The organism is Streptomyces sp. NPDC048479 (genome assembly GCF_040651435.1).
Taxonomy (GTDB): domain Bacteria; phylum Actinomycetota; class Actinomycetes; order Streptomycetales; family Streptomycetaceae; genus Streptomyces.
Genome location: NZ_JBEZKA010000003.1, coordinates 13,055 through 36,211, shown reverse-complemented (window position 1 = coordinate 36,211; position 23,157 = coordinate 13,055). Strand labels below are relative to the sequence as shown.

The 23,157-nt window shown below is 67.0% G+C and carries 17 protein-coding genes; 6 read left to right on the top strand and 11 right to left on the bottom strand.

From position 1 onward, the window contains the following. The first annotated feature begins 234 nt into the window (after positions 1 to 234). From AB0D12_RS05420 to AB0D12_RS05410, 3 genes are all read left to right on the top strand, one after another. A complete protein-coding gene (locus AB0D12_RS05420) occupies positions 235 to 1,311 on the top strand; it encodes a ParA family protein (RefSeq protein WP_362677344.1) in 1,077 nt (358 codons plus the stop codon). Continuing rightward, entirely contained in the window at positions 1,308 to 2,405 is a 1,098-nt protein-coding gene (locus AB0D12_RS05415) for a ParB/RepB/Spo0J family partition protein (RefSeq protein ID WP_362677342.1), read from the top strand. Before AB0D12_RS05420 ends, AB0D12_RS05415 begins: the two co-directional genes overlap by 4 nt. Positions 2,406 to 2,711: 306 nt before the next feature. Then, positions 2,712 to 3,329: a GNAT family N-acetyltransferase gene (locus tag AB0D12_RS05410; protein WP_362677340.1), complete on the top strand. Its 618-nt coding sequence runs from the start codon at positions 2,712 to 2,714 to the stop codon at positions 3,327 to 3,329. A 76-nt stretch (positions 3,330 to 3,405) separates the two neighbouring features. Here the strand turns inward: AB0D12_RS05410 and trxA are convergent, their stop codons facing one another. The 7 genes from trxA to AB0D12_RS05375 all read right to left on the bottom strand — a co-directional run bounded on the left by trxA (position 3,406) and on the right by AB0D12_RS05375 (position 12,878). Beyond that, the gene (gene trxA / locus AB0D12_RS05405; RefSeq protein WP_142214727.1) at positions 3,406 to 3,738 is read right to left on the bottom strand and encodes a thioredoxin; all 333 of its coding nucleotides are present in this window, start codon (positions 3,736 to 3,738) and stop codon (positions 3,406 to 3,408) included. A gap of 48 nt (positions 3,739 to 3,786) precedes the next feature. Next, positions 3,787 to 4,761, bottom strand: coding sequence for a thioredoxin-disulfide reductase (gene trxB, locus AB0D12_RS05400; RefSeq protein ID WP_327324767.1), 975 nt, complete (start codon positions 4,759 to 4,761; stop codon positions 3,787 to 3,789). Between the two features lie 125 nt (positions 4,762 to 4,886). Continuing rightward, positions 4,887 to 5,789, bottom strand: a complete 903-nt coding sequence (locus AB0D12_RS05395) for a zf-HC2 domain-containing protein (protein WP_362677338.1) — start codon at positions 5,787 to 5,789, stop codon at positions 4,887 to 4,889. Next, a complete protein-coding gene (sigM, locus tag AB0D12_RS05390) occupies positions 5,786 to 6,490 on the bottom strand; it encodes an RNA polymerase sigma factor SigM (protein ID WP_362677336.1) in 705 nt (234 codons plus the stop codon). The genes AB0D12_RS05395 and sigM overlap by 4 nt, the downstream gene beginning before the upstream one ends. A 25-nt stretch (positions 6,491 to 6,515) precedes the next feature. Further along, positions 6,516 to 8,216 (bottom strand): serine/threonine protein kinase, encoded by a 1,701-nt coding sequence (locus AB0D12_RS05385; protein WP_362677334.1) that lies wholly within the window; start codon positions 8,214 to 8,216, stop codon positions 6,516 to 6,518. Between the two features lie 117 nt (positions 8,217 to 8,333). Further along, positions 8,334 to 10,484, bottom strand: a complete 2,151-nt coding sequence (murJ, locus tag AB0D12_RS05380) for a murein biosynthesis integral membrane protein MurJ (protein WP_362677332.1) — start codon at positions 10,482 to 10,484, stop codon at positions 8,334 to 8,336. A gap of 45 nt (positions 10,485 to 10,529) precedes the next feature. Beyond that, entirely contained in the window at positions 10,530 to 12,878 is a 2,349-nt protein-coding gene (locus AB0D12_RS05375; RefSeq protein WP_362677330.1) for a DUF6049 family protein, read from the bottom strand. A 180-nt stretch (positions 12,879 to 13,058) separates the two neighbouring features. On the opposite strand from AB0D12_RS05375, the gene AB0D12_RS05370 reads away from it, so the two are divergent. Continuing rightward, positions 13,059 to 14,501: a CCA tRNA nucleotidyltransferase gene (locus AB0D12_RS05370; protein WP_362677328.1), complete on the top strand. Its 1,443-nt coding sequence runs from the start codon at positions 13,059 to 13,061 to the stop codon at positions 14,499 to 14,501. A gap of 108 nt (positions 14,502 to 14,609) precedes the next feature. Here the strand turns inward: AB0D12_RS05370 and AB0D12_RS05365 are convergent, their stop codons facing one another. The 4 genes from AB0D12_RS05365 to AB0D12_RS05350 form a co-directional block, all read right to left on the bottom strand. Beyond that, complete coding sequence (locus AB0D12_RS05365) at positions 14,610 to 15,173, bottom strand: hypothetical protein (RefSeq protein ID WP_362677326.1); 564 nt, start codon at positions 15,171 to 15,173, stop codon at positions 14,610 to 14,612. Between the two features lie 50 nt (positions 15,174 to 15,223). Next, on the bottom strand, positions 15,224 to 16,492 hold the full coding sequence (locus AB0D12_RS05360) for an MFS transporter (protein WP_362677324.1): 1,269 nt from the start codon (positions 16,490 to 16,492) through the stop codon (positions 15,224 to 15,226). Positions 16,493 to 16,569: 77 nt separating this feature from the next. Continuing rightward, complete coding sequence (locus AB0D12_RS05355) at positions 16,570 to 17,652, bottom strand: inositol-3-phosphate synthase (RefSeq protein WP_362677322.1); 1,083 nt, start codon at positions 17,650 to 17,652, stop codon at positions 16,570 to 16,572. Positions 17,653 to 17,711: 59 nt separating this feature from the next. Beyond that, complete coding sequence (locus AB0D12_RS05350; protein ID WP_362677321.1) at positions 17,712 to 18,428, bottom strand: PadR family transcriptional regulator; 717 nt, start codon at positions 18,426 to 18,428, stop codon at positions 17,712 to 17,714. Positions 18,429 to 18,787: 359 nt separating this feature from the next. Between AB0D12_RS05350 and AB0D12_RS05345 the strand changes: the two genes are divergently transcribed. Beyond that, entirely contained in the window at positions 18,788 to 21,487 is a 2,700-nt protein-coding gene (locus AB0D12_RS05345) for a transglycosylase domain-containing protein (RefSeq protein WP_362677319.1), read from the top strand. A gap of 119 nt (positions 21,488 to 21,606) precedes the next feature. Beyond that, on the top strand, positions 21,607 to 23,139 hold the full coding sequence (locus AB0D12_RS05340) for a glycosyltransferase 87 family protein (protein ID WP_362677317.1): 1,533 nt from the start codon (positions 21,607 to 21,609) through the stop codon (positions 23,137 to 23,139). Positions 23,140 to 23,157 lie beyond the last annotated feature (18 nt).

Here is a 23,157-nt window from a genome sequence, read left to right as displayed (position 1 = left end):
CTCCATACAAGCTGCCATACGTACGCATTTCGGAGTGTCGTGCGACTGTAGTCCCGCGGCGCGTGCATCGTGTTTCACGTGAAACGTCGCTCACTGCTGCAGGGAATCATCAGTCGCGGCCGTGCTGCCGCCCCGATGCGGGACCGGAAGTCCCTCTTGAGGGTTACGGAATTGTCCACGGAGGTGGATTACTCCACAGAACCACGGGCCTCGCTGGTTCACGACCCCGAAAGCATGGCAGGCTCTGCTCATTGCGAGCCTGAAGTCGAGGAGAGTGAATCCTTGCGGTCCGACGCCAACATCGCGGGACCGATGACCGATCCGGTCCCCGGTCCCCGTACGGAGCCGTCGGGGGAGGATGTTTCACGTGAAACACCGCCCCCGATGGACGACACCCCCATCGGCCGTGCTGCCCAGCTGGCCGTGGAGGCGCTGGGGCGTGCCGGTGAGGGTCTGCCCCGACCTGAGCAGACACGCGTCATGGTGGTCGCCAATCAGAAGGGCGGCGTGGGCAAGACCACCACTACGGTCAACCTGGCTGCCTCGCTCGCCCTCCATGGCGCGCGCGTTCTGGTGGTAGACCTGGATCCACAGGGCAACGCCTCCACGGCGCTGGGGATCGATCACCACGCCGAAGTCCCCTCGATCTATGACGTCCTGGTGGAGAGCAGGCCGCTCTCCGAGGTGGTCCAGCCCGTCCCGGACGTCGAAGGTCTCTTCTGCGCCCCCGCCACCATCGATCTCGCCGGTGCGGAGATCGAGCTGGTGTCGCTGGTGGCGCGGGAGAGCCGACTGCAGCGGGCGATTCAGGCCTACGAGCAGCCGTTGGACTACATCCTCATCGACTGCCCGCCGTCGCTCGGTCTGCTGACCGTCAATGCGCTGGTCGCCGGTGCCGAGGTGCTCATCCCCATCCAATGCGAGTACTACGCACTGGAGGGTCTGGGGCAGCTGCTGCGGAACGTGGACCTGGTTCGCGGTCATCTCAACCCGGACCTGCATGTGTCGACGATCCTGCTCACCATGTACGACGGCAGGACGCGGCTGGCCTCCCAGGTGGCCGACGAGGTGCGTAGCCACTTCGGCAATGAGGTGCTGCGGACGAGCATTCCGCGTTCCGTGCGTATCTCGGAGGCGCCGAGCTACGGACAGACGGTGCTGACCTACGATCCGGGTTCCAGTGGATCCCTGTCGTATCTTGAGGCGGCGCGTGAGATCGCGCTGCGGGGGGTCGGGATCCACTACGACCCGCAGCATGCCCATGTGGGCAGCCAGAACAGCCAGCAGAACATGTCGGAGGGGATCCAGTGAGTGAGCGACGTAGAGGATTGGGGCGTGGGCTGGGTGCGCTGATCCCTGCCGCTCCCCAGGAGAAGGCGGTGCCTCCTTCCGGGGCTACGAGCTCTTCGGGAGCGGGTCCGGTGCTGACCGCGGAACGTGGTGTGGCGGCGGCGAAGGTGACGACGCTGCCCAGCGCTTCCCCTCCGTCGGAGGCGATCACGCCCGCGCCGGAACCGGAGGCTGTGCCGCAGCCGGTCGAGCCGGCCGGCGCGCACTTCGCGGAGTTGCCGATCGACACCATCACGCCCAACCCGCGCCAGCCGCGTGAGGTGTTCGACGAGGACGCTCTTGCGGAGCTGGTCACCTCCATCAAGGAAGTGGGGCTGCTTCAGCCCGTCGTCGTTCGGCAGGTGGGGACCGAGCGCTATGAGCTCATCATGGGCGAGCGCCGCTGGCGGGCCTGCCGTGAGGCGGGTCTGGAGCGGATTCCTGCGATCGTCCGGGATACGGACGACGAGAAGCTCCTTCTGGATGCGCTGCTCGAGAACCTGCACCGTGCCCAACTGAACCCGCTGGAAGAGGCTGCCGCCTACGACCAGCTGCTCAAGGACTTCAACTGCACACACGACCAGCTGGCCGACCGGATCGGACGCTCGCGTCCGCAGGTGTCCAACACGCTGCGCCTGTTGCGTCTCTCGCCTCCCGTCCAGCGCAGGGTGGCTGCCGGGGTGCTGTCGGCCGGTCATGCGCGGGCGTTGCTCTCGGTGGAGGACTCCGAGGAGCAGGACCGGCTTGCGCACAGGATCGTGGCCGAGGGGCTCTCGGTGCGAGCGGTCGAAGAGATCGTGACCCTGATCAACTCGAGCCCCAAGAGCACGTCCAAGCCGAAGAGTCCGCGAGCCGGTGCCCGTCTGTCGCCGGCGCTCACCGACCTGGCTTCACGGCTCTCGGACCGGTTCGAGACGCGAGTGAAGGTGGACCTTGGTCAGAAGAAGGGGAAGATCGTTGTCGAGTTCGCGTCGATAGACGATCTGGAGCGGATCCTCGGCACCCTCGCCCCCGGCGAGGGACGGGTCCTGGAGCAGGGACTCGGCGAGGAGCCCGTTGAGGGCGACGAGGGCTGAGCCCTTCCGTAATACCGTCAGGGGCGGGCCGTGTCCGATCGTTGGAGGAACACGGTCTGCCCTTTGCCGTCGCCCGGTATCCGTGCCAGGGCTGGGTGGATACGATGCGTTCTGGTATGGCGCATCCACCTTGATCCACCTCAGAGGGAGGGCGAGGGCCATGCAATCGGTGAGCCGCAGCCAACTGGTGACAGCCGGCTTGGGCCTGGGGGCAGTGGGCGGGTTCGTCAGCAGCCTGCTCCGGGAGAGGAGCGCGCTGGCAGCTGCTCGTAGCGCGGCAGGCGAGGGAAGTGAGGAATGGCCTTCATGGGGCGTCGGCTTGCACCACTCACGCTGGACAACCTTTCGGACCTTCCCAAGCGCTGTCGTGCGTGTGTCTTCTGGGAACTTGATCCAGTCAGTGGAGAAGCCGCGGTAAAGGCGGGAACACCCTCACTGGAGAAAGAGGCCTGGATCTCGGCCGTGCTGCTCGAGTGGGGCTCCTGCGGCAGGGTTGTCTACGTCGACGAGGTACCGGTCGGCTTCGTTCTCTATGCGCCTCCGGCGTATGTGCCGCGTTCCACGGCTTTCCCGACGAGCCCTGTTTCACCGGATGCCGTACAGCTGATGACCGCTTGGATCATGCCGGGGTATCAGGGTCAGGGGCTCGGGCGGGTGATGGTGCAGACCGTCGCCAAGGATCTACTGCGGCGGGGCTTCCGGGCGATCGAGGCGTTCGGGGATGCCCGCTGGAAGGAGCCTGCCTGTGTGCTGCCCGCCGACCATCTGCTGGCCGTGGGCTTCAAGACCGTGCGTCCCCATCCGACGTATCCCCGGCTGAGGCTGGAGCTGCGGACAACGCTCTCCTGGAAGGAAGACGTGGAGCTGGCGCTGGACCGACTGCTCGGGGCTGTTCAGAAGGAGCCGGTGCTGCGGCCGTTGTGAGTACGAACGCCAGAATGGGCTCATCCCCGGTGAGGGATGAACCCATTCGTGTTTCACGTGAAACAACGGCGCGGTGCTACTCGCCGATGAAGCCCTCGAGGTCGCGGACGATCGCGGCCTTCGGCTTCGCGCCGACGATCGTCTTGGCAACCTCGCCGTTCTGGTAGACGTTCAGCGTCGGGATGGACATGACCCCGTACTTGGCGGCGGTGGCCGGGTTCTCGTCGATGTTGAGCTTCACGATCTCGATCTTGTCGCCGTGCTCGGCCGCGATGGCCTCGAGGGATGGCGCGATCTGGCGGCAGGGACCGCACCAGGCGGCCCAGAAGTCCACCAGTACGGGCTTGTCGCTCTTGAGGACATCCTCTTCGAAGGTGTCATCGGTCACGTTCTTCAGGGCGCCGGCCACGGCGGCCTCCTTACTTCTTTGCGGGGTGTGAGGGGGATGGTGCGGGCGTCAGACCGCAGAGGTCTTCTCCGGCTCGGCGGCGTTCTCGCCGTCGGCAAGCGCGGAGAGGAAGCGCTCAGCGTCGAGGGCAGCGGAACAGCCCGTGCCGGCGGCGGTGATGGCCTGACGGTAGGTGTGGTCGACGACATCACCCGCTCCGAAGACACCGGTCAGGTTGGTGCGCGTCGACGGCGCCTCGACCTTCAGGTAGCCCTCGTCGTCCAGCTCGAGCTGGCTCTTGAAGAGCTCGGTGCGCGGGTCGTGGCCCACGGCGATGAACAGTCCTGTCACAGCGAGCTCGGAGGGCTGGCCGGTCTTGGTGTTGCGCAGGGTCAGACCGGAGAGCTTCTGCTCGCCGTGGATCGCGGCGACCTCGCTGTCCCAGGCGAAGGAGATCTTCGGGTCGGCGAAGGCGCGGTCCTGCATGGCCTTGGAGGCGCGCAGGCTGTCGCGGCGGTGGACGATGGTGACGGACTTGGCGAAGCGGGAGAGGAAGGTGGCCTCTTCCATCGCGGTGTCACCGCCGCCGATCACGGCGATGTCCTGGTCCTTGAAGAAGAAGCCATCACAGGTCGCGCACCACGAGACACCGCGTCCGGAGAGCGCGTCCTCGTTCGGCAGACCGAGCTTGCGGTGCTGTGAACCGGTGGTCACGATCACGGACTTGGCGCGGTGAACGGTGCCTGCCGTGTCAGTGACGGTCTTGATCTCGCCCGTGAGGTCGACCGAGATGACATCGTCCGGGACCAGCTCGGCGCCGAAACGCTCTGCCTGTGCACGCATGTTGTCCATCAGGTCCGGGCCCATGATGCCCTCGCGGAAGCCGGGGAAGTTCTCCACCTCCGTCGTGTTCATCAGTGCACCGCCGGCGGTGACGGCCCCCTCGAACACCAGCGGCTGCAACGATGCGCGCGCGGTGTAGAGCGCAGCCGTGTAGCCGGCGGGCCCGGAGCCGATGATGATCACGTTACGGACGTCGCTCACGGGTGTCTTCCTCGTTTCTGCGGACTGCCTGCTGCCTACGGGGCCGGTTCGATGACTCTCACCCCACCCAACGGATCCTACGGGGCGTGCATTCCCGGTACGTCCGAGTGGCGCGGAGGGGTGTGTCAGCGGCGAGGGTACGCGGTCGTCAGCAGGAGCTTGCCCATCGGTGCGGGGGCGGTGTCGACGCAGGCCGCATCGACCACATACGCCTGGACCTGACCGCTGTCCGTGGAGTGCGGCAGCACGACGAGGTAGGCGTTACTGCCCTCGTACTGACCCCGCTCGAAGGCGATCGGAGTATCGGCCCGGCCGGTGCCCTTCTGGATACAGGGAGGCACAGTCACATCCGGCTTGCTCTTGGGCGAGACGGAGTTGGACTGGCTGTCGATGGACGGCCCCTTCTCTATCCTCGGCTCCCCTTGACCGAGGCTGGTGGCGACCAGAGCCTGCACGCGGCCTTGCAGGCCGGACTCGGAGAAGTCTTGGGTGCCACCCGCAGCGGAGCTGACGCTTGCTTCCTTCTTGGCGGAGTCTGCGCTGTTGTCGCCGGTGGACTGCAGGGACTGAAGGAGCAGGACGCTGACGCCTACTGCGGCCGCGCTGAGGATCGCACCGAGGACGGCTGTGCGGCGGCGCCGTGTCCGGCGGCTGCGGCCGGGACCGGTGGCAGCGCGCGGGCGTCCCGCTGGCCGGTCGGTCGGCGTGACGTCCGCCTGCTGAGCGACGGGCGCTGTTTCACGTGAAACATCGGCGGCCTCTGCGGGTGCGGTGGCGTCCAGAAGAGCCTCGGCGGCCAGAGCGGCGTCGATACGGCCTGCGATGTCGGCGGGCATCCGGTGGGCTCCGGGCAGTGTGCCGAGCAGCCCGCGAATCTCCTCGAGGGACGTGCGTACATCCGCGCACAGGGGACACCCGTCGAGGTGCTGCCGCACATCGGCCGTGCGCTCCAGCGAGAGAAGACCTTCCGTGAGGTCGGAGATCTCCGAGACGTCCGGGTGCTGAGTCGTGTCGGCCGTGGATGTCACGCGCGCCCACCTCCGCCCTTCACAGCTGCAGGGTCATTCGGCCCTGCGTCCCTTTGTCCCGACGCCGGTGGGACGGATGTCCCCGGCGTCCGGTTCCTTCCCATGCTGACCTCGGTGTTATCCCCGGTATCGCTCCGCAGATGGGTGAGCATGGGCAACAGCCGTGCCCGCCCACGCGCGCAGCGGCTCTTGACGGTCCCGGTGGGCACATCGAGGACGCGGGCCGCTTCCGCGACGGGGTAGCCCTGCATATCGACAAGCACCAGCGCGGCCCGCTGATCGACGGGAAGCTTCGCCAGCGCGGCCAGTAGTTCGCGGTGGAGATCCTTGCGCTCAACCGGAGCCTCGGCGGACTCATGAGGCTCAAGTAGCTGCTCCAGCCGCTCGGTGTCGTCGACGGGGGAGGTCTTCCGCGAGGAAGCCTTGCGGGCCCTGTCGAGACACGCGTTCACGGTGATGCGATGGAGCCAGGTAGTGACGGCGGACTGGCCGCGGAAGGTATGGGCGGCCCGGAAGGCGGAGACCAGGGCGTCCTGGACCGCGTCCGCAGCTTCCTCACGGTCGCCCAGGGTTCGCAGGGCGACGGCCCAGAGCCTGTCGCGGTGGCGCCGTACAAGCTCACCGAAGGCATCCGGGTCCCCTGCGACATGGCGTGCCAGAAGGTCCTGGTCGCTTGTGTCGCCGAGTGTCGCGTCGTCCAACGGTGAGCCCCCTCCCCTGGTGCCGTCAGCTGGTGATCTTGATCTCCGAGACCTTGCCCCGGAAGTTGCCCTCGTCGCTCTGTGGCAGCTTGGTCAGCCAGACCAGAACGTACCGTGCCCGTACCGGCTTGCCGGGCTTGAGGGACACATTCGAACCGGATCCGTTGGCGACCTTGTTGAAGCCGTCGAGGGTTGTCGGCTCGGACGAGGCATCTTCGGACGCCGTCCGCAGCTCCACGGAGGTGTCACCGCCGAGGAAGGAAACATCCACGGTGCCGACCTGCTGGACCTTGCCGAGGTCGAGAATGATGCCGACGCCCGGCTTCAGCCGTCCGAAGTCACCGCTCTGGAGGTAGCCGTCGGTGGTCCAGAACGTCGCAGGGTCGCCGTCGTAGCTGTTCTTTATCCCGGCCGGTTTCTCGGAGTGGTCCCCGAGCGGGTCGAAGTCACGGGCACTCTTGATGGCGACCGGCTTGCCGGATTCAGGTGCGGCGTTCTTTTCGCCGCTGTCCGTCTGCGAGCTGCCCGGATCGACCGAGTCCTTGTCGCGGTCGATCAGCTTGTCCGCCACCTGCCAGCTGCCCAGCCCCAGCGCGGCGATGAGTAGCGCGGCCACGGTCCACTTGAGGACCTTGCCGGTGCGGCTCTGGAGCGGTGCCGGAGGCGAGGGAACCGGCTGGATGGTGCTCGTGCCCGGGCGGGGCGCGGGACGTGCGTAGGTGCCCTGCTGGTAGGTCGTGCGCTGGTATTCCGGTGGTGAGGTGAACGCAGGCTCCGGCGGGCGGATGCGCGGCATCGCCGCCACGGCCTTGGCCAGCTCGTTGGGCGTGGTGCACGGCGGCTCCTGGCGGGAGGCAGTGGCACCGTCGTTGATCAGGGCCCGCATGGCGAGTTCCGAGAGGCCGCGGTGAACGCCGGCCCGCACCTGGTCGGGGGCGAGCAGTCCGACGCCCTTGGGCAGCCCGGAGAGGCCGTACGCGTCGTTCTCGTACGGCCAGCGATGCGTCAGCGCCGCGTAGAGAAGCGCACCGATCGCCTCGGTGTCGGCACGCTGTGGTCCATCGGCGGTGATTCCGCGCAGAGCGGCGTTCACCGCGAGGCCGCGGATCCGGTACTGCCCGGTCGAGCTCCGCAGCACCGCGCCAGGGGTGAGCCTGAGGTGGGCAAGGCCTTCACGGTGCGCTGCGGCCATGGCCTGAGAGAGCTGGTCGACGAGCTGGAACGCGTCGTGAGGCTCCATGGGGCCCATGGCGAGCAGAGCCGTGAGCTCCGTCGCGTCAGGAATCCACTCATGGACGACGTAGACGAGATCGTTCTCTTCGACGGCGTCCAGGACCTGTACGAATCGAGGGTCGCCGAGGAGTGCTGAGGAGCGGGCCGCGGCGAGCACTGAGCGCGCCCTCGAGTGATCGGCGGGAAGCAGATGCACTCCCACTGCACGGCGCAACTTCTCGTCGACAGCACGCCAGCTGCTGAAACCGTCCAGACGGGTGACGCACTCCTCGAGGCGGTAGCGTCTGGCGAGCTTGTGGCCACTGTGCAGTTCGGGCGCAGCGATGGCGGGTTCGGTGCCCTGCCGTTCGCTGCCCGTGTCCGGTGCGGTCTTCTCCGCCGAGTTCTGGGATTCCGCCGCCCCGTCGGTCGTGGCCTTGCCCGCCTGCGCGGTCAGCGGGTCGTCTCCGCTGTTGTCGGCCACGTCGACGGCAGCCGTGCTACGTTCCGCCACCGTCGTTCCTGCCTCCCCATCCGTTGCGCCCTATCCAAAAGCCATGCCAATTGTGCCCACAGTCGGCCGCTATGCACGACACACGGCGGCTGACGATGGTTGTGCTGTACTCGGGTCCTACCGTCCGAGGCGTCCGCGGACCATTCCGACCAGGGCGTTGAGCTCATCGATGCGCATCCGCTTCGCGGCGACGAAGAAGACGCCCAGCAGCACGATTCCGCCGGCGACCAGCGCGGCGAGCGAGCCTGCAGCGCCGCTGCCGAGTCCCCTCATGACGAAGAAGGCGACCGCGCCGCCGGCGGCCGCGGCCGGGACGGAGGCCATGCCGAGCCGGGTGTACGTACGCATGACGCGGGAGCCGTCCAGGTCACCGTCCAGCCGGTTCTTCAGCCGCCGCCAGGCGACGCCCACGCCAACGGCGTAGGCGAGGCCGTACGAGGCGCCCATACCGACAACCGCCCACTGGGCCGGCAGGACCACGTAACAGAGCGCGGAGGCAGCGGCATTGACCCCGGCGACGATGACGGTGTTGTAGAAGGGCGTGCGGGTGTCCTCGTACGCGTAGAAGCCGCGCAGTACGACGTACTGCACGGAGAACGGGATGAGGCCGAGGCCGAACGCCATGAGGATGAAGCCCATGCCCCGGGCGGACTCCAGGCCGCTGGAGGCGAACAGGAGTGTGGACATCGGGACGCCGAGGGCGAGGAACGCGAAGGCGACCGGGACGATGGCGACCGCGGAGTTGCGCAGGCCCTGGGAGATGTCGTCGCGTACGGCCCCCGGGTCGTTGTCGTGGGCTGCGCGGGAGATGCGGGGCAGCAGGGCGGCCATCACCGAGACGGTGATGATGGCCTGCGGCATGCCCCAGATCAGCTGGGCATTGGAGTAGGCGAGGATGCCCGCGCCGGACCTCCCGGAGGCCTCACCGGCAGCGGTGGCGAGCTGGGTGACGACCAGCACACCCGCCTGGTTGGCGAGGACGAACAGCACGGTCCACTTGGCCAGCTTGACGGTCTTGCCGAGGCCGTGACCCTTCCAGTCGAAGCGGGGACGGAAGCGGAAGCCCGTCTCGCGCAGATACGGGATCATCGACAGAGCCTGGACGGCGAGGCCGAGCAGGGTGCCGATGCCCAGCAGCCGGACACCCTCAGGCGGGATCGTCTGGACCCCCATCTGGGATTCGGCAGAGGTGCCGTAGACCCAGATGAACAGGCCAAACGTGGCGATCATGACGATGTTGTTGAGGACCGGAGTCCACATCATCGCGCCGAACTTCCCACGTGCGTTGAGGATCTGGCCCATCACCACGTGCACACCCATGAAGAATATTGTGGGCAGGCAGTACCGGGCGAAGGTGACGGCGACGCTGTTGGCCGCCGGTCTGCTGGCGATGGTGTCCGACATCAGATGGATCAGCAGCGGTGCCGCGAATACCGCGATGGCGACGATGATCCCGAGCGCCACCATGACGAGGGTGAGCAGACGGTTGGCGTAGGCCTCGCCGCCGTCGTCGTCGTTCTTCATCGAGCGCACCAGCTGCGGCACGAAGACGGAGTTGAGGCCGCCTCCGACGGTGAGGATGTAGATCATCGTCGGCAGGGTGTACGCCACGGTGTAGGTGTCACCGAGCAGTGAGGCGCCGAGCGCAGCGGTGATAACCAGGCTGCGGACGAAGCCGGTGAGGCGGGAGACCAGGGTGCCCGCCGCCATCACCGCGCTGGATCTCATCAGGCCGGAGACCCGGCCGCTCGGCCTTTTCGGGGCGGGCGGCGCCGGGATCGGCTCGGGAGTGGGCGAGGGCTGCCCCGAGGTCTGCTGGTCCCGGAAAAGGTGCGCGAACGCGTCAGGCTCCGGTTCCTCCTCACCGGCCCGGGTGACCAAGTCGTCCACGCCGGTGAACTGGGTGGTCCTGGCGTTCTCCCCGTACGGCAGATGACGCGACGGTCCGGCGGGCTCGGGCGGCGGGGTCTGCGCCCAGACGTGGGGGTCCGGGGCATGCTGCGGAGTCGGCGGCTGCTGGTACAGCGCCGGCGGTTCCTGATACGTGCCCGGACTCGGCGGCGGGTGCGAGGCACGGTCGTAGAGCGCCTCGGTCACGGGGTCCTGGGCGGACAGATCCTGCGCCCGGTAAGGATCACGGGCGTAGGCGTCCTGGACGTACGGGTCCTGTGTGTACGGTTCGGGGGCAGGCTGCGGCGGCGGAGGAACCTGGTCTGCCGGGTCTCCGCCCCCGCCCTGACCGCGGTCACCGTCGTACGGCGCGTTCATTGCTACCCCACCTCATCGTCCCGGGCCGGCCGGCCACGACATCGCTCAACGGTCCACTTTCTCACCCGTGCCCGACGGGTCGCCGCTTTCCGGTCCGGTGTCCGGTGTCGGGTCACTCGCCTGCCCGGGATCGGGGCTGTTGATGTCACCTTCCGAGCCCTCAGTGCCCTCAGCAGCCTCCTCTGTGCCCTCCGCATCCTCCGCGGCCGCCTCGCGGGCAGCCGCGCGCTTGCGCTGGCTGTACATCCTGACGCCTGCGAGGACGAGCAGCAGGACGCCGCCCGCGATGACGAGCATCACGGTCGGTGTGATCTCGGAGACCTTCACCGTGAACTCCATGGGCAGGCCGTATGGCTTGCCGTCCTCGGTGTAGAGCTGGGCTGTCATCTGCACCGGGCCGTTGGCGTTGGCCGAAGCGGCGAATTTCACCGACTGGCTGTGGCCGCCCTCGACCTTGATCGGCTGTTCGGCGATGCCCTTGTCGTGGTCGAGGCTGAGGCGCGTGGGGTTGTCCGACCTCAGCCGCAGCACCAGATGGTCGATGCCCTGGACCAGCTTGTTCTGCACGGTGACCGGGATCGTCGCACTACGCCCCGACAGGGTCACCTGCGACTTCTCGATCAGCTGTACCTCTTCGGTGAGGCTCTGCAGATAGGTCCGCACACTGTCGCGATACAGCTGGGCCGCCGCAGGGCTGCCGCGCCAGGACGTCGACATCTCCCGGTCGATCGCCCGGCCGAACGGCGTCACTACCCGGTCCTGTGCGGTGAGGATGACCTTGAAGTTGTCCAGGGTGTTCTGTGTGGTCCTGATGTCCTGGAACGCCTGGACCGGCAACTCCTGCTTCCGCAGCTGACCGGGGTAGCGGGAGGAGGCGGGCACCTTGGTCGTCGCATCGGCGTCGGGCTTGGCGCCCGCGGCTGCGACCAGATCGAGCGGCTGGGTCCAGCGCTGAGCATTGAGGGCTTGCAGCGCGCGGGCCATGGACTGCGCCTGGGACGCGGTCGGCATCCGCTGCGGGGCGACAACGATGCTCCGCTCCTTGCCCGGGACCTGAAGGGTCAGCGCGAGCGTCTGAGCGAGGAACTCCTGCACAGCGAGAGTGGAAGTCCCGGTCTTCAGCATGTCGCCCTGGAAGGCGGTGGAGAGCCGGGCGTCGGCGACTACCGCTGTCGTCCCGCCGCCGATCGGCCGCGCCGAACTGGGCGTGTACGACAGGTTGTCCCGCAGGCTGTCACTGCGGGCGATCACCTTGTGGGCGCCGGCAGAGGTGGCGACGTCGACGATCGAGGAGTCGATCGCTCCGTCCACCGGCCAGGCGAAGTCGACGGTCGGCTTCACATGGACGATCGTTTCCACCGTCGTCTCGGCGACTTCGGTGGCCGGCTGCAGATGGCTGAGAGAGCCGGAGATGTCCTTGCCGCGGTGGGCCACGGACGCCAGATCCGGGTCGGCGAACGGCAGAGCGACGACCTTGCGCCCCTGCACCGCGGCTTCGACGGAGCGCAGCCATCGCTTGGCCAGGGCCTGGTTCTTCCCCGCGACGGTGGTGGTCCCGTTCTTGACCTGGTAGTTCCTTGTCATCGCATCGACTGTGGCCAGCAGATCCGGGTCGATGACCCAGGTCACGGGTAGATCACTGCCCAGCGAGACGAGCTGCTCGAGCCGCCCGCCGGAGGCAAGTTCCCTGGCCAGGCTCTCGTCCTCGAAGACCGGGGTCTGCTGCTCGTCGGACCCGGTTTCCGCGGTGAGGTGCGTCGAAGAGATCAGCGGCCAGAGATAGGTGAACTGGGTTTTCTTCTCCGTGGCCTCGGGTTGCCAGGGCAGGAAGGTGCGCTCGATGCCCAGCACATGGTCGAAGGGCTCGGCCGGGGTCTGCCCGGACAGGGACACACCGAGCTGGTAGACGCCGTCTTCGTTGAGTTCGAGGTCACTCACCGGGACCGAGAGCTTGAAGTCCCGGCTGATGTGGGAGGGGAGCTTCGGGATCTTTACCGTGTACTTGCCGTCGACCGGCGCAGGGTCGATGCCCGCGGCGTAGCCGGTCCGCTCGGCGGCACGGTCGATGGCAGTCCTGCTGGACAGCGTCGGCCCCACCCGTAGATCGACCTGAGCGTCGGTGACGGTCTGCTTGCCCTTGTTGTACACCGAGCCAGAAATTGTGAGTGTGTCGCTCTTGCCCGGGGCGACCGGCGTAAGAGTGTCGAGAGACACATCGACTGAGCGGGAGCTTGTGGCGGCTTCGGTGGTCTCGGCGGCGTGCGCGGAAGGAGCGGCAGGACCACACAGCAGTCCGGCCACGAGCGGGGCGCCGGCGATCAGGGAGGCTGTGCGTCGCAGCCACCGGCGGGCAGGAGAAGGACCCATCCCCTGGAAGTCTGCCGCCTCGGCCACGCGCTCGCCCGTCCCTTGTCGTCTGGTGCCTCTGGTGCTTCTCGGCTCTTGCGTCCACGCATGGTAACGAGATGCGCGGCGCCGAAGTGCCGCGGAGTGCCTCACGTGATCGGAAGGAGCTTCCGGGGCGGCCATAAACAGGGGCGCTCAGGTCGGCCCCGGCACGTACCCTTTTCTGTTGTGCCGAACGCCAATGAAGAGAACCCCACTGCACTGAGCCAGGTGCAACGCCGCGCGGTCAGTGAACTGCTGCGGGTGTCCCCTGTCGCCGACGACCTCGCCCGCCGCTTCCAGGAGGCCGGGCTCAGCCTTGCCCTGGTCGGGGGCTCGGTACGGGATGCACTGCTCGGCCGGCTCGGCAATGACCTGGACTTCACGACGGACGCCCGTCCCGAGGACGTGCTGAAGATCATCCGCCCCTGGGCGGACTCCGTGTGGGAGGTCGGGATCGCCTTCGGGACAGTCGGCTGTCAGAAGGGCGGCTACCAGATCGAGGTGACGACGTACCGCTCAGAGGCGTACGACAGGACGTCTCGTAAGCCCGAGGTTTCTTACGGCGACTCGATCGAGGAAGACCTCGTACGCCGCGATTTCACCGTGAACGCGATGGCCGTGGCGCTGCCGCAGAAGGAGTTCATCGATCCGCACGGCGGTCTGGAGGACCTCGCCGCGCGCGTCCTGCGGACCCCCGGTACGCCCGAGGAGTCTTTCTCGGACGACCCGCTGCGGATGATGCGGGCCGCCCGTTTCGCCGCGCAGCTGGACTTTGAGGTGGCGCCCGAGGTCGTCACCGCGATGAAGGAGATGGCGGACCGCATCGACATTGTCTCCGCCGAACGGGTGCGCGATGAGCTGAACAAGCTGATCCTCTCCACCCAGCCCCGCAAGGGACTGGGACTGCTCGTCGACTCCGGCCTGGCCGACCATGTGCTGCCCGAACTGCCTGCCCTGCGTTTGGAGAGTGACGAGCACCACCGGCACAAGGATGTGTACGAGCACTCACTGATCGTCCTCGAGCAGGCCATCGACCTTGAGGAGGACGGCCCGGACCTCGTGCTGCGGCTGGCCGCACTGCTCCATGACATCGGGAAGCCGCGGACCCGGCGCTTCGAGAGCGACGGCCGCGTCTCCTTCCACCACCACGAGGTCGTGGGGGCGAAGATGACCAAGAAGCGGATGACCGCGCTCAAGTACTCCAACGACATGGTCAAGGACGTCTCGCGGTTGGTGGAGCTGCATCTGCGTTTCCATGGCTACGGGACCGGGGAGTGGACCGACTCGGCAGTGCGGCGGTACGTACGTGATGCGGGGCCGCTGCTGACCCGGCTCCACAAGCTGACCCGCTCGGACTGCACCACGCGCAATAAGCGCAAGGCGAGCGCCCTCTCCCGGGCCTATGACGGGCTTGAGGATCGCATCGCGCAGCTTCAGGAGCAGGAGGAGCTGGACGCCATCAGGCCCGATCTGGACGGCAACCAGATCCAGGAGATCCTGGGCGTGGGCCCCGGTCCGGTGATCGGCAAGGCGTACGCGTTCCTGCTGGAGCTGCGCCTGGAGAACGGGCCGATGGAGCATGACGCAGCGGTCGCGGCGCTGAAGGAATGGTGGGCGACGCAGAGCTGAGTGCGGGCGCTGAGCGTGAAGCGGCGCCATGTTTCACGTGAAACATGGCGCCGCTTCGATACGTGGAGGGCGGTGTTTCACGTGAAACACCGCCCTCCACGTATGCGGCTACTTCTTGATCTCGTTCAGGCAGAGCACGAATTGCTTACCCGAGCTGCGCCTTCCCCCACGCGTCTGCTCGACATAGGTGAGATCGGACTTGCAGCGGCTCGTGTCCGTCGTGTTGGGGAGCACCTCAGTGACCTTGTAGGCAGCCTTGGAGTCACCGCAGTCCACGACCTCAAGATCGGCGTTGGCCGTGGATCCGCTGTTCTTCATGCAGTCGCCGACCTCCGCCTTGTCGGCATCGTCCTGGCTCATGAAGTAGGCGATCGCGAAGACGATCAGGGCTATGACGGCCACGATGATCTTCAGGATGGTCTTGGCGCCGAGGCCGCCGCCACGGGACGAGGGCGCCGGCGGCGGGGTGCCCCACTGCTGTTGCTGCGGCGGGTACGGCTGCCCCTGCTGCTGCGGGTGGCCGTACCCCGGCTGAGGCTGCTGTGGGTAGGGCTGCTGTTGCTGCTGCGGATATCCGTAGCCGGGCTGCGGCGGGTATGGCTGTTGAGGCTGCTGTGCGTACGGGTCAGGGTGTCCGTACGCGCCCGGGCCCTGCTGCGGCGGATAAGTCATGCGGGAAGTCCCCCGTAAACGTTTGCGATCCTTCGTTTGACGCGGGCACGCTATAGCACTGTGCCAACACGGCTCCAACGGGCCATAGTTACGGCGACAACCGCGTAGATGAGCGCGACCATGACGACCAGGGGTACCGACCGGCCGTCAGGAGGCAGCATCAGCACGGTGACTCCCGCAGCGCCCACGAAGGCGACGTTGAAGAGCACGTCGTAGAGGGAGAAGACCCTGCCGCGATAGGCGTCGTCCACCGATGTCTGCACCACGGTGTCCGTCGAGATCTTTGCGCCTTGGGTGATGAGCCCCAGGACGAACGCGGCGACCAGCATTGGTACAGGCGCGAATGGCAGGCCCAGCGCTGGTTCGAGGATGGCAGCCGCCCCCGCGCACCACACCATCCATCCGCACTGCCCGACCCGGCCTACCGCCCATGGAGTCAGCGCGGCCGCCGCGAAGAACCCCGCGCCCGAGATGCCGATGGCGAGACCGAGCAGGGCCAGTCCGTCCGACTCCGTGTCGGACCAGGCGTACCGGCAGAGCATCAGCACCATCACCGTCAGCGCGCCGTAGCAGAAGCGCATGAGCGTCATCGCGGCCAGCACACGGGCTGCCCTGCGACGCACGGAGAGATGTCGCAGTCCGGCCGCGAGCCCATGCGCCGTGGACGCCAGCGCGGCAGTCAGCCGCGGCTGCACCAACTCCTCCTCGGGGCCGAGCAGTTCAGGTGCCATCCGGAGCGAGGCCAGTGCCGAGCAGAGGTAGAGGACGGCGCCGAGCAGCACCACCGCGGCATCGGAGTCTGCGGACACCAGCCGTACCGCGAAGGCGAGTCCCCCACCCGCGGTCGCGGCGAGGGTCCCGGCCGTCGGCGAGAGGGAATTCGCCATGACGAGCCGGTCGGTGTCGACCACACGGGGCAGGGCGGCCGAGAGGCCGGCCAGCACAAAGCGGTTGACCGCTGTGACGGACAGGGCCGAGGCGTAGAAGAGCCAGTCGGGTACGGACGCCAGGATCAGCAGTGCGGTGACGCCGGCGAGAAGGGCCCTCAGCAGATTCCCGTACAGAAGGACCTGACGGCGCTGCCAGCGGTCCAGCAGGACGCCCGCGAAGGGGCCGATCAGGGAGTACGGCAGGAGTAGCACGGCCATGGCGGAGGCGATTGCGGCCGGGGAGGTCTGTCTCTCCGGGGAGAAGACCACGTACGTGGCGAGCGCTACCTGATAGACGCCGTCGGCCGACTGGGAGAGCAGCCGGACCGCCAGCAGCCGGCGGAAGTCGGTCAGGCGCAGGAGTACGCGCAGATCACGTACGACAGGCATGCCAGCAAGCGTCACATACGCGGAGGGTCCCCGGGCGGATTACCCGGGGACCCTCCGCGACTCAGCAGGTCGAACGCTTAGCGCTCGACCTCACCCTTGATGAACTTCTCGACGTTCTCGCGAGCCTCGTCGTCGAAGTACTGGACCGGCGGGGACTTCATGAAGTACGAGGAGGCGGAGAGGATCGGGCCGCCGATGCCGCGGTCCATGGCGATCTTCGCAGCGCGAACGGCGTCGATGATGATGCCCGCGGAGTTCGGGGAGTCCCAGACCTCGAGCTTGTACTCGAGGTTCAGCGGCACCTCGCCGAAGGCACGGCCCTCGAGGCGGACGTAGGCCCACTTGCGGTCGTCCAGCCAGGCCACGTAGTCCGACGGACCGATGTGGACGTTGTCCTCGCCCAGCTCGCGGTCGCGGATCTGGGAGGTGACGGCCTGCGTCTTGGAGATCTTCTTGGACTCCAGGCGATCACGCTCGAGCATGTTCTTGAAGTCCATGTTGCCGCCGACGTTCAGCTGCATCGTGCGGTCCAGGACGACGCCCCGGTCCTCGAAGAGCTTCGCCATGACGCGGTGCGTGATGGTGGCACCGACCTGCGACTTGATGTCGTCACCGACGATCGGCACGCCGGCCTCGGTGAACTTGTCCGCCCACTCCTTGGTGCCGGCGATGAAGACCGGGAGAGCGTTGACGAACGCGACCTTGGCGTCGATGGCGCACTGCGCGTAGTACTTCGCAGCGTCCTCGGAACCGACGGGCAGGTAGCAGACCAGGACGTCGACCTGCTTGTCCTTGAGGGTCTGGACGATGTCGACCGGAGCCTCGGCCGACTCCTCGATGGTCTGGCGGTAGTACTTGCCCAGGCCGTCGTACGTGTGGCCACGCTGCACGGTGACGCCCGAGTTCGGCACGTCGCAGATCTTGATGGTGTTGTTCTCGCTGGCGCCGATGGCGTCCGCCAGGTCGAGGCCGACCTTCTTGGCATCCACGTCGAAGGCGGCCACGAACTCGACGTCAGAGACGTGGTAGTCGCCGAACTGGACATGCATCAGACCCGGCACCTTGCCGGCCGGGTCGGCGTCCTTGTAGAACTCGACGCCCTGCACCAGCGAGGCGGCGCAGTTTCCCACGCCGACGATGGCTACGCGAACCGAACCCATTCCGGTTGCTCCCTGTGTGATCTCGGTATTCCGGATGAAACCCTGCGGATCGCAGAGCCTCACTTGGCGGTGTCGTCGGACGGATCCGGCGGGGTGGAGGGTCCTGGGGACATGCCCCCGGACGACTCGGCACTCCTGTGCCGGGGCAGGCCGCCCGTCGCTCCAGGTGTGTTGTCCTGCTGAGCTGAGCTCTCGGGTGAGGGCTGTCGCTGATCCCGCCCCGCTCGCTCGCTCTCGATGAGCTCGTTCAGCCAGCGCACTTCGCGCTCCACGGACTCCATTCCGTGGCGCTGCAGCTCAAGCGTGTAGTCGTCGAGGCGCTCGCGGGTACGAGCCAGGGAGGCGCTCATCTTCTCCAGACGCTCCTCCAGCCGGCTGCGACGGCCCTCGAGTACCCGCATCCGCACCTCGCGCTCCGTCTGCCCGAAGAAGGCGAAGCGAGCCGCGAAGTGCTCGTCCTCCCAGGTGTCCGGGCCGGTGTGCGAAAGCAGTTCCTCGAAGTGCTCCTTACCTTCCGCCGTCAACCGATAGACGATCTTGGCGCGGCGCCCTGCGAGTGATGCGGCGAGGGCGTCCTCAGGAGCGCTACCCGGCTCTTCGATCAACCAGCCGTTGGCGACCAGCGTCTTGAGGCAGGGGTAGAGGGTCCCGTAGCTGAAGGCCCGGAAGATACCCAGCGAGGTATTGAGCCGTTTCCGCAGCTCATAGCCGTGCATCGGGGCCTCACGGAGAAGACCGAGCACGGCGAACTCGAGGATGCCGGAGCGCCTGCTCATCGTCGCCTCCCTCGCCGCGTCGATCTCTTATGTCGTGCTGATGTATCGACTCGATACATCAGCACGATAGAACGAGGTTTCTGCTGCGACAAGAGGGGCCATGGTGAACGGCGTCACATCGTCAATTCGTAGGAGGCGAATTGCCTGATTTGGGGTGAACTTTGGTGCTAGGTGGGTTTTGGCCGTGCGTAGTCTGTGCGGCATGCAGACCGCCGGGAACCATGTGACGCCTGAGAGCGTCCTTGACGTGGATGTACAGCGGATGAGCTCTTTGCGGGGCTGGTCCGTATCCATTTCGGGGGGACCGGAACTCAACTGCCGCTTCCAGGCGTCTCGCCTGCCCGAGGAGTAGTCGTTCGATGAGCGAGCACCGTCGCAAACCGCCGCAGCAGCCGGGTGGCGGACGAGCCGGGGCCAGGCGCGCCGCCCAGCCGCCAGCCGGCCGCCGCGCAGCCCCGAGCCGGGGCACCACGTCAGGCTCCCCTTCCGCCTCGTACGGCGAGGAGCGTCCGTACAGCGGCCGCGCCGAAGCCCGCCGTGCCGCCCAGCGCAGCGGCGGTGGTCGCAGACGAGCGGAGGAGGGCGCGGGCGCCGGTCACGGAGGTCGCGGTGGCGGCCGACGTGGCGGCGGCGGTGGCGGGGGCCATGACGGTCCCGGCCGCGGTCGCGGGGGGCGTCCGTCCAAGAAACGGATCATCGACTACCCGCGCCACAACAAGTACGGATGGCGGCGGTGGGTGCCGTCGTGGAAGCTCGTCACCGGGCTGTGCCTGGGCTTCGTCGGCAGTCTGATGGCCGCGGCGACCATCGCGTACGCGATGGTGCAGGTTCCGGACCAGGACAAGGCTGCCAAGGCGCAGAACAACGTCTACTACTGGGCGGACGACACCCCGATGGCCTCCACCGGCGGTGAGATCAACCGACAGATCATCCCGATCTCGCAGATCCCCGAGAACATGCAGAACGCGGTGATCTCGGCGGAGAACAAGACGTTCAAGGACGACTCCGGCATCGACCCGATGGGTATCGCCCGAGCCCTGGTGAACATGGCCAAGGGCGGGCAGACCCAGGGTGGCTCCACCATCACCCAGCAGTATGTGAAGAACGCACGGCTCGGCGACCAGTCCCAGACCCTGAGCCGTAAGTTCAAGGAGCTCTTCATCTCCATAAAGGTCGGCACCCAATTGGGCAAGCCGGAGATCATGGAGGGCTATCTGAACACCTCGTACTACGGACGCGGTGCCTACGGCATTCAGGCCGCCGCCCGCACGTACTACGGGAAGGACGCATCGAACCTGAACGCGGGCGAGTGCGCGTTCCTCGCCTCGCTCCTCAAGGGCGCCACCTACTACGACCCGGCCGGCGCCGTGGACATCGACGCTGCGGCGACGCCCCAGGCCAACACGGTCCGCGCCACCAAGCGCTGGAACTGGATCCTTGACGAGATGGTCAAGGACGGCCACCTTCCTGCCGCCGAGCGGGCCACGTTCAAAAAGCTCCCGATGCCCGTTGCGATCAAGAAGAACGCCCAGCTGAGCGGGCAGGTCGGCTACCTGGTGGACCTTGCCAAGTCCAACTTCCTCAACAACAACGACCAGGGCATCGACGCCGACAAACTCGCGAACGGCGGCTATGAGATTCACACGACCTTCCAGAAGGACAAGGTCGACAAGTTGAAGGCCGCGGTCAAGAAGGTCCAGGACGCCAACATCAAGCCCAAGAAGCGCCCGGACACGGACACCTTCGTGCAGTTCGGCGGCGCCTCGGTCAACCCGAAGACCGGCGAGATCGCCGCGGTCTACGGCGGCGACGATGCCACCAAGCACTTCACCAACAACGCCAACGAGACCGGTGCCCAGGTCGGATCGACCTTCAAGCCGTTCGTCCTGGCGGCCGCGATGGAAACCGGTGTGCGTGACCCCCTCAAGGCCGAGGACCAGGGGCTGGATGATCGCAAGCTCGTCGATCCCGACAAGAGCGTCTACAACGGCAAGAACAAGCTCAAGATCAAGAAGTACGACGGTTCCGTCTGGACGAACGAGAAGGGAGAGGAGTGGCTGCAGACCAACGACGGCGGCGAGTCGTACAAGAACATCACCTTGCGTGAAGCCATGGTCCACTCCGCCAACTCGCCCTTCGTGCAGCTGGGCATGGACATCGGCATCCCGGAGGTCAGAAAGTCGGCGGTGAAGGCCGGCCTGCTCGAGTCCTCCTTGTCCAAGTCGAACGTTCCGTCCTTCTCGATCGGTATTTCCTCCCCCAGCGCCATCCGCATGGCCGGCGCCTACGCGACGTTCGCGGCCAACGGCAAGCAGCGCGACCCGTTCTCCGTCAAAAAGGTCGAGCATGAGGGCAGGACGGTCTACGAGCACGAGGACAGGACCAAGCAGGCCTTCACCACGGCCGTCGCGAGCAATGTGACCGACGTGCTCAGGTCTGTCGTCGACGAGCCCGAGGGCACCGGCAAGAACGCCCGGCTCCCCGGTCGGCAGGTCGCCGGAAAGACCGGTACGACCGACGGCAACAAGTCGGCCTGGTTCGTCGGCTACACGCCGCAGCTGTCGACCGCTATCGACATGTACCGGCTCGACGACAACGAGAAGAGCAAGAAGCGCGAGTTCCTGGAGATGTACGGCACCGGCGCCCAGGACAAGATCCACGGAGCGTCGTTCCCCTCCGAGATCTGGCAGACGTACATGAAGGAAGCGCTCAAGAACACGAACCCCGAGACCTTCCCCGAGCCTGAGCCCATCGGTGAGGCCGTCTGGGGTGGCGGCGCGTCCAGCCCCGCACCGACGCCGTCCAGCACGCCGTCCAGCACCCCGTCCTCCACCCCGTCGGCTACGCCATCGGGTACGCCGTCCACCAGCCCCAGCCCAAGCCAGTCGTGTAATCCGTGGCAGGACTGGACCTGCGGCACCCCGGGTGGCAATGGCAATGGCGGAGCCACCGGTGCACCTACCGGCACCCCGTCGACCAGTCCGACGGGGACACCGCCAGGAACCAATGGCAACGGCGGCAACGGCAATGGAGGCATCTTCGGAAAGCCGGCCGGCTAGCGTCCGCCGATTCCCCACGGCAACGCCGCGAGGGCCGCCGCCCGGCACGCACAGCAACTGTGCGCTCCGGTGCGGCGGCCCTCGCCGTCTCCCCGACCCCGTACGGCAGGATGTGCAGCATGCCCAGCGCAGAAGAGACGAGCGTGTACCAGGACCGGCAAGACCGGCCGGAGCAGCCGGATGTACGGCCCACGCGGCGGGACTCCGTCGCCGCGTCCGGCAGCGAGCTGATCGGCGGTCCGGCCGGCCGCTGGGCCTGGCGCGGAGGCAACGGCTGGCTCACTCCCGTACGTGTCATCGCACTCGTGGCGATCGGGATGTTTGCGCTCGGCATGGTGCAGAAGATGCCGTGTTACAACTGGGCATGGTTCAGGGGCGCCAGCTCCCAGTACACACATGCCTGCTATTCGGACATCCCACACCTGTACCTGGGCCGCGGCTTCTCCGAAGGTCTCATTCCGTACTTCGACCGGTTGCCCGGCGACATGGAGTACCTGGAATACCCCGTCCTGACGGGGCTGTTCATGCAGGTCGCGTCGTGGCTCGACGTGGCCGGCGGCTCCATGCAGAACCAGGAGCAGATGTACTGGATGGTCAATGCGGGCCTGCTGATGATCTGCACCGCGGTCATCGCCGTCTGTGTCACCCGCACACATCGCCACCGACCCTGGGATGCGCTGCTGGTCGCCCTGGCGCCCGCCTTCGCGCTCACCGCGACCATCAACTGGGATCTGCTGGCCGTGGCGCTCACGGCCGCAGCGATGCTGATGTGGTCACGCGGCCGGGCGCTGGCCTTCGGCATCCTCATCGGGCTCGCGACCGCCGCCAAGCTCTATCCCGTGCTGCTGCTCGGTCCGCTGCTCCTGTTGTGCTGGAGGGCGGGCAAATGGCGAGAGTTCGCCACTGCGGCGCTCGGCGCGGCAGCCGCCTGGCTGGCGGTGAACCTGCCCGTGATGCTGCTGGCGCCGGAGGGGTGGAAGAAGTTCTACACCTTCAGCCAGGAGCGGCAGGTCGACTTCGGCTCGTTCTGGCTGATCATCACGCAGCGTACGGGCGAGCCGCTCGAAGTCGAGTCGGTGAACACCTACGCGACGCTTCTGATGATCCTGGCCTGCGCGGGCATCGGCGCGCTGACGCTCAGCGCGCCGCGGCGGCCCCGTTTCGCACAGCTCGTCTTCCTGGTCGTCGCTGCGTTCATCATCACCAACAAGGTCTATTCACCGCAGTACGTACTGTGGCTGATTCCGCTCGCCGCGCTGGCCAGGCCGCGCTGGCGGGACTTTCTGATCTGGCAGTCCTGTGAGGTCATGTACTTCCTGGGGATCTGGATGTACCTCGCGTACACGACCAGCCCCAAGCACAAGGGCCTGCCGCCCGAGGGCTACCAGGTCGCGATCGCCCTGCACCTGCTGGGGACGCTGTACCTGTGCGCCGTGGTCGTGCGGGACATCCTGAAGCCGGAGCGGGACGGCGTACGGATGGACGGATCGGACGACCCGTCGGGCGGTGTTCTCGACGGGGCCGACGACGTCTTCGTACTGGGGCATGCGGCCCATCCCCCACGGCATGCGGCGCAGGCAGTGGAGGGACCGCGGGTGCAGTGGGGGAAGCCGTCCCAGGAGTCAGGTACGGAACCCCAGCCGTCGGCTTAGGGCTTGGGGCAGGGGACC

Coding starts and splice junctions, on each gene's coding strand:
- AB0D12_RS05420 (WP_362677344.1), top strand. CDS start 235: ATGGCAGGCTCTGCTCATTGCGAGCCTGAAGTCGAGGAGAGTGAATCC.
- AB0D12_RS05410 (WP_362677340.1), top strand. CDS start 2,712: ATGGGGCGTCGGCTTGCACCACTCACGCTGGACAACCTTTCGGACCTT.
- murJ (WP_362677332.1), bottom strand. CDS start 10,484: ATGAACGCGCCGTACGACGGTGACCGCGGTCAGGGCGGGGGCGGAGAC.
- AB0D12_RS05365 (WP_362677326.1), bottom strand. CDS start 15,173: ATGACTTATCCGCCGCAGCAGGGCCCGGGCGCGTACGGACACCCTGAC.
- AB0D12_RS05360 (WP_362677324.1), bottom strand. CDS start 16,492: ATGCCTGTCGTACGTGATCTGCGCGTACTCCTGCGCCTGACCGACTTC.
- AB0D12_RS05355 (WP_362677322.1), bottom strand. CDS start 17,652: ATGGGTTCGGTTCGCGTAGCCATCGTCGGCGTGGGAAACTGCGCCGCC.
- AB0D12_RS05350 (WP_362677321.1), bottom strand. CDS start 18,428: ATGAGCAGGCGCTCCGGCATCCTCGAGTTCGCCGTGCTCGGTCTTCTC.
- AB0D12_RS05345 (WP_362677319.1), top strand. CDS start 18,788: ATGAGCGAGCACCGTCGCAAACCGCCGCAGCAGCCGGGTGGCGGACGA.
- AB0D12_RS05340 (WP_362677317.1), top strand. CDS start 21,607: ATGCCCAGCGCAGAAGAGACGAGCGTGTACCAGGACCGGCAAGACCGG.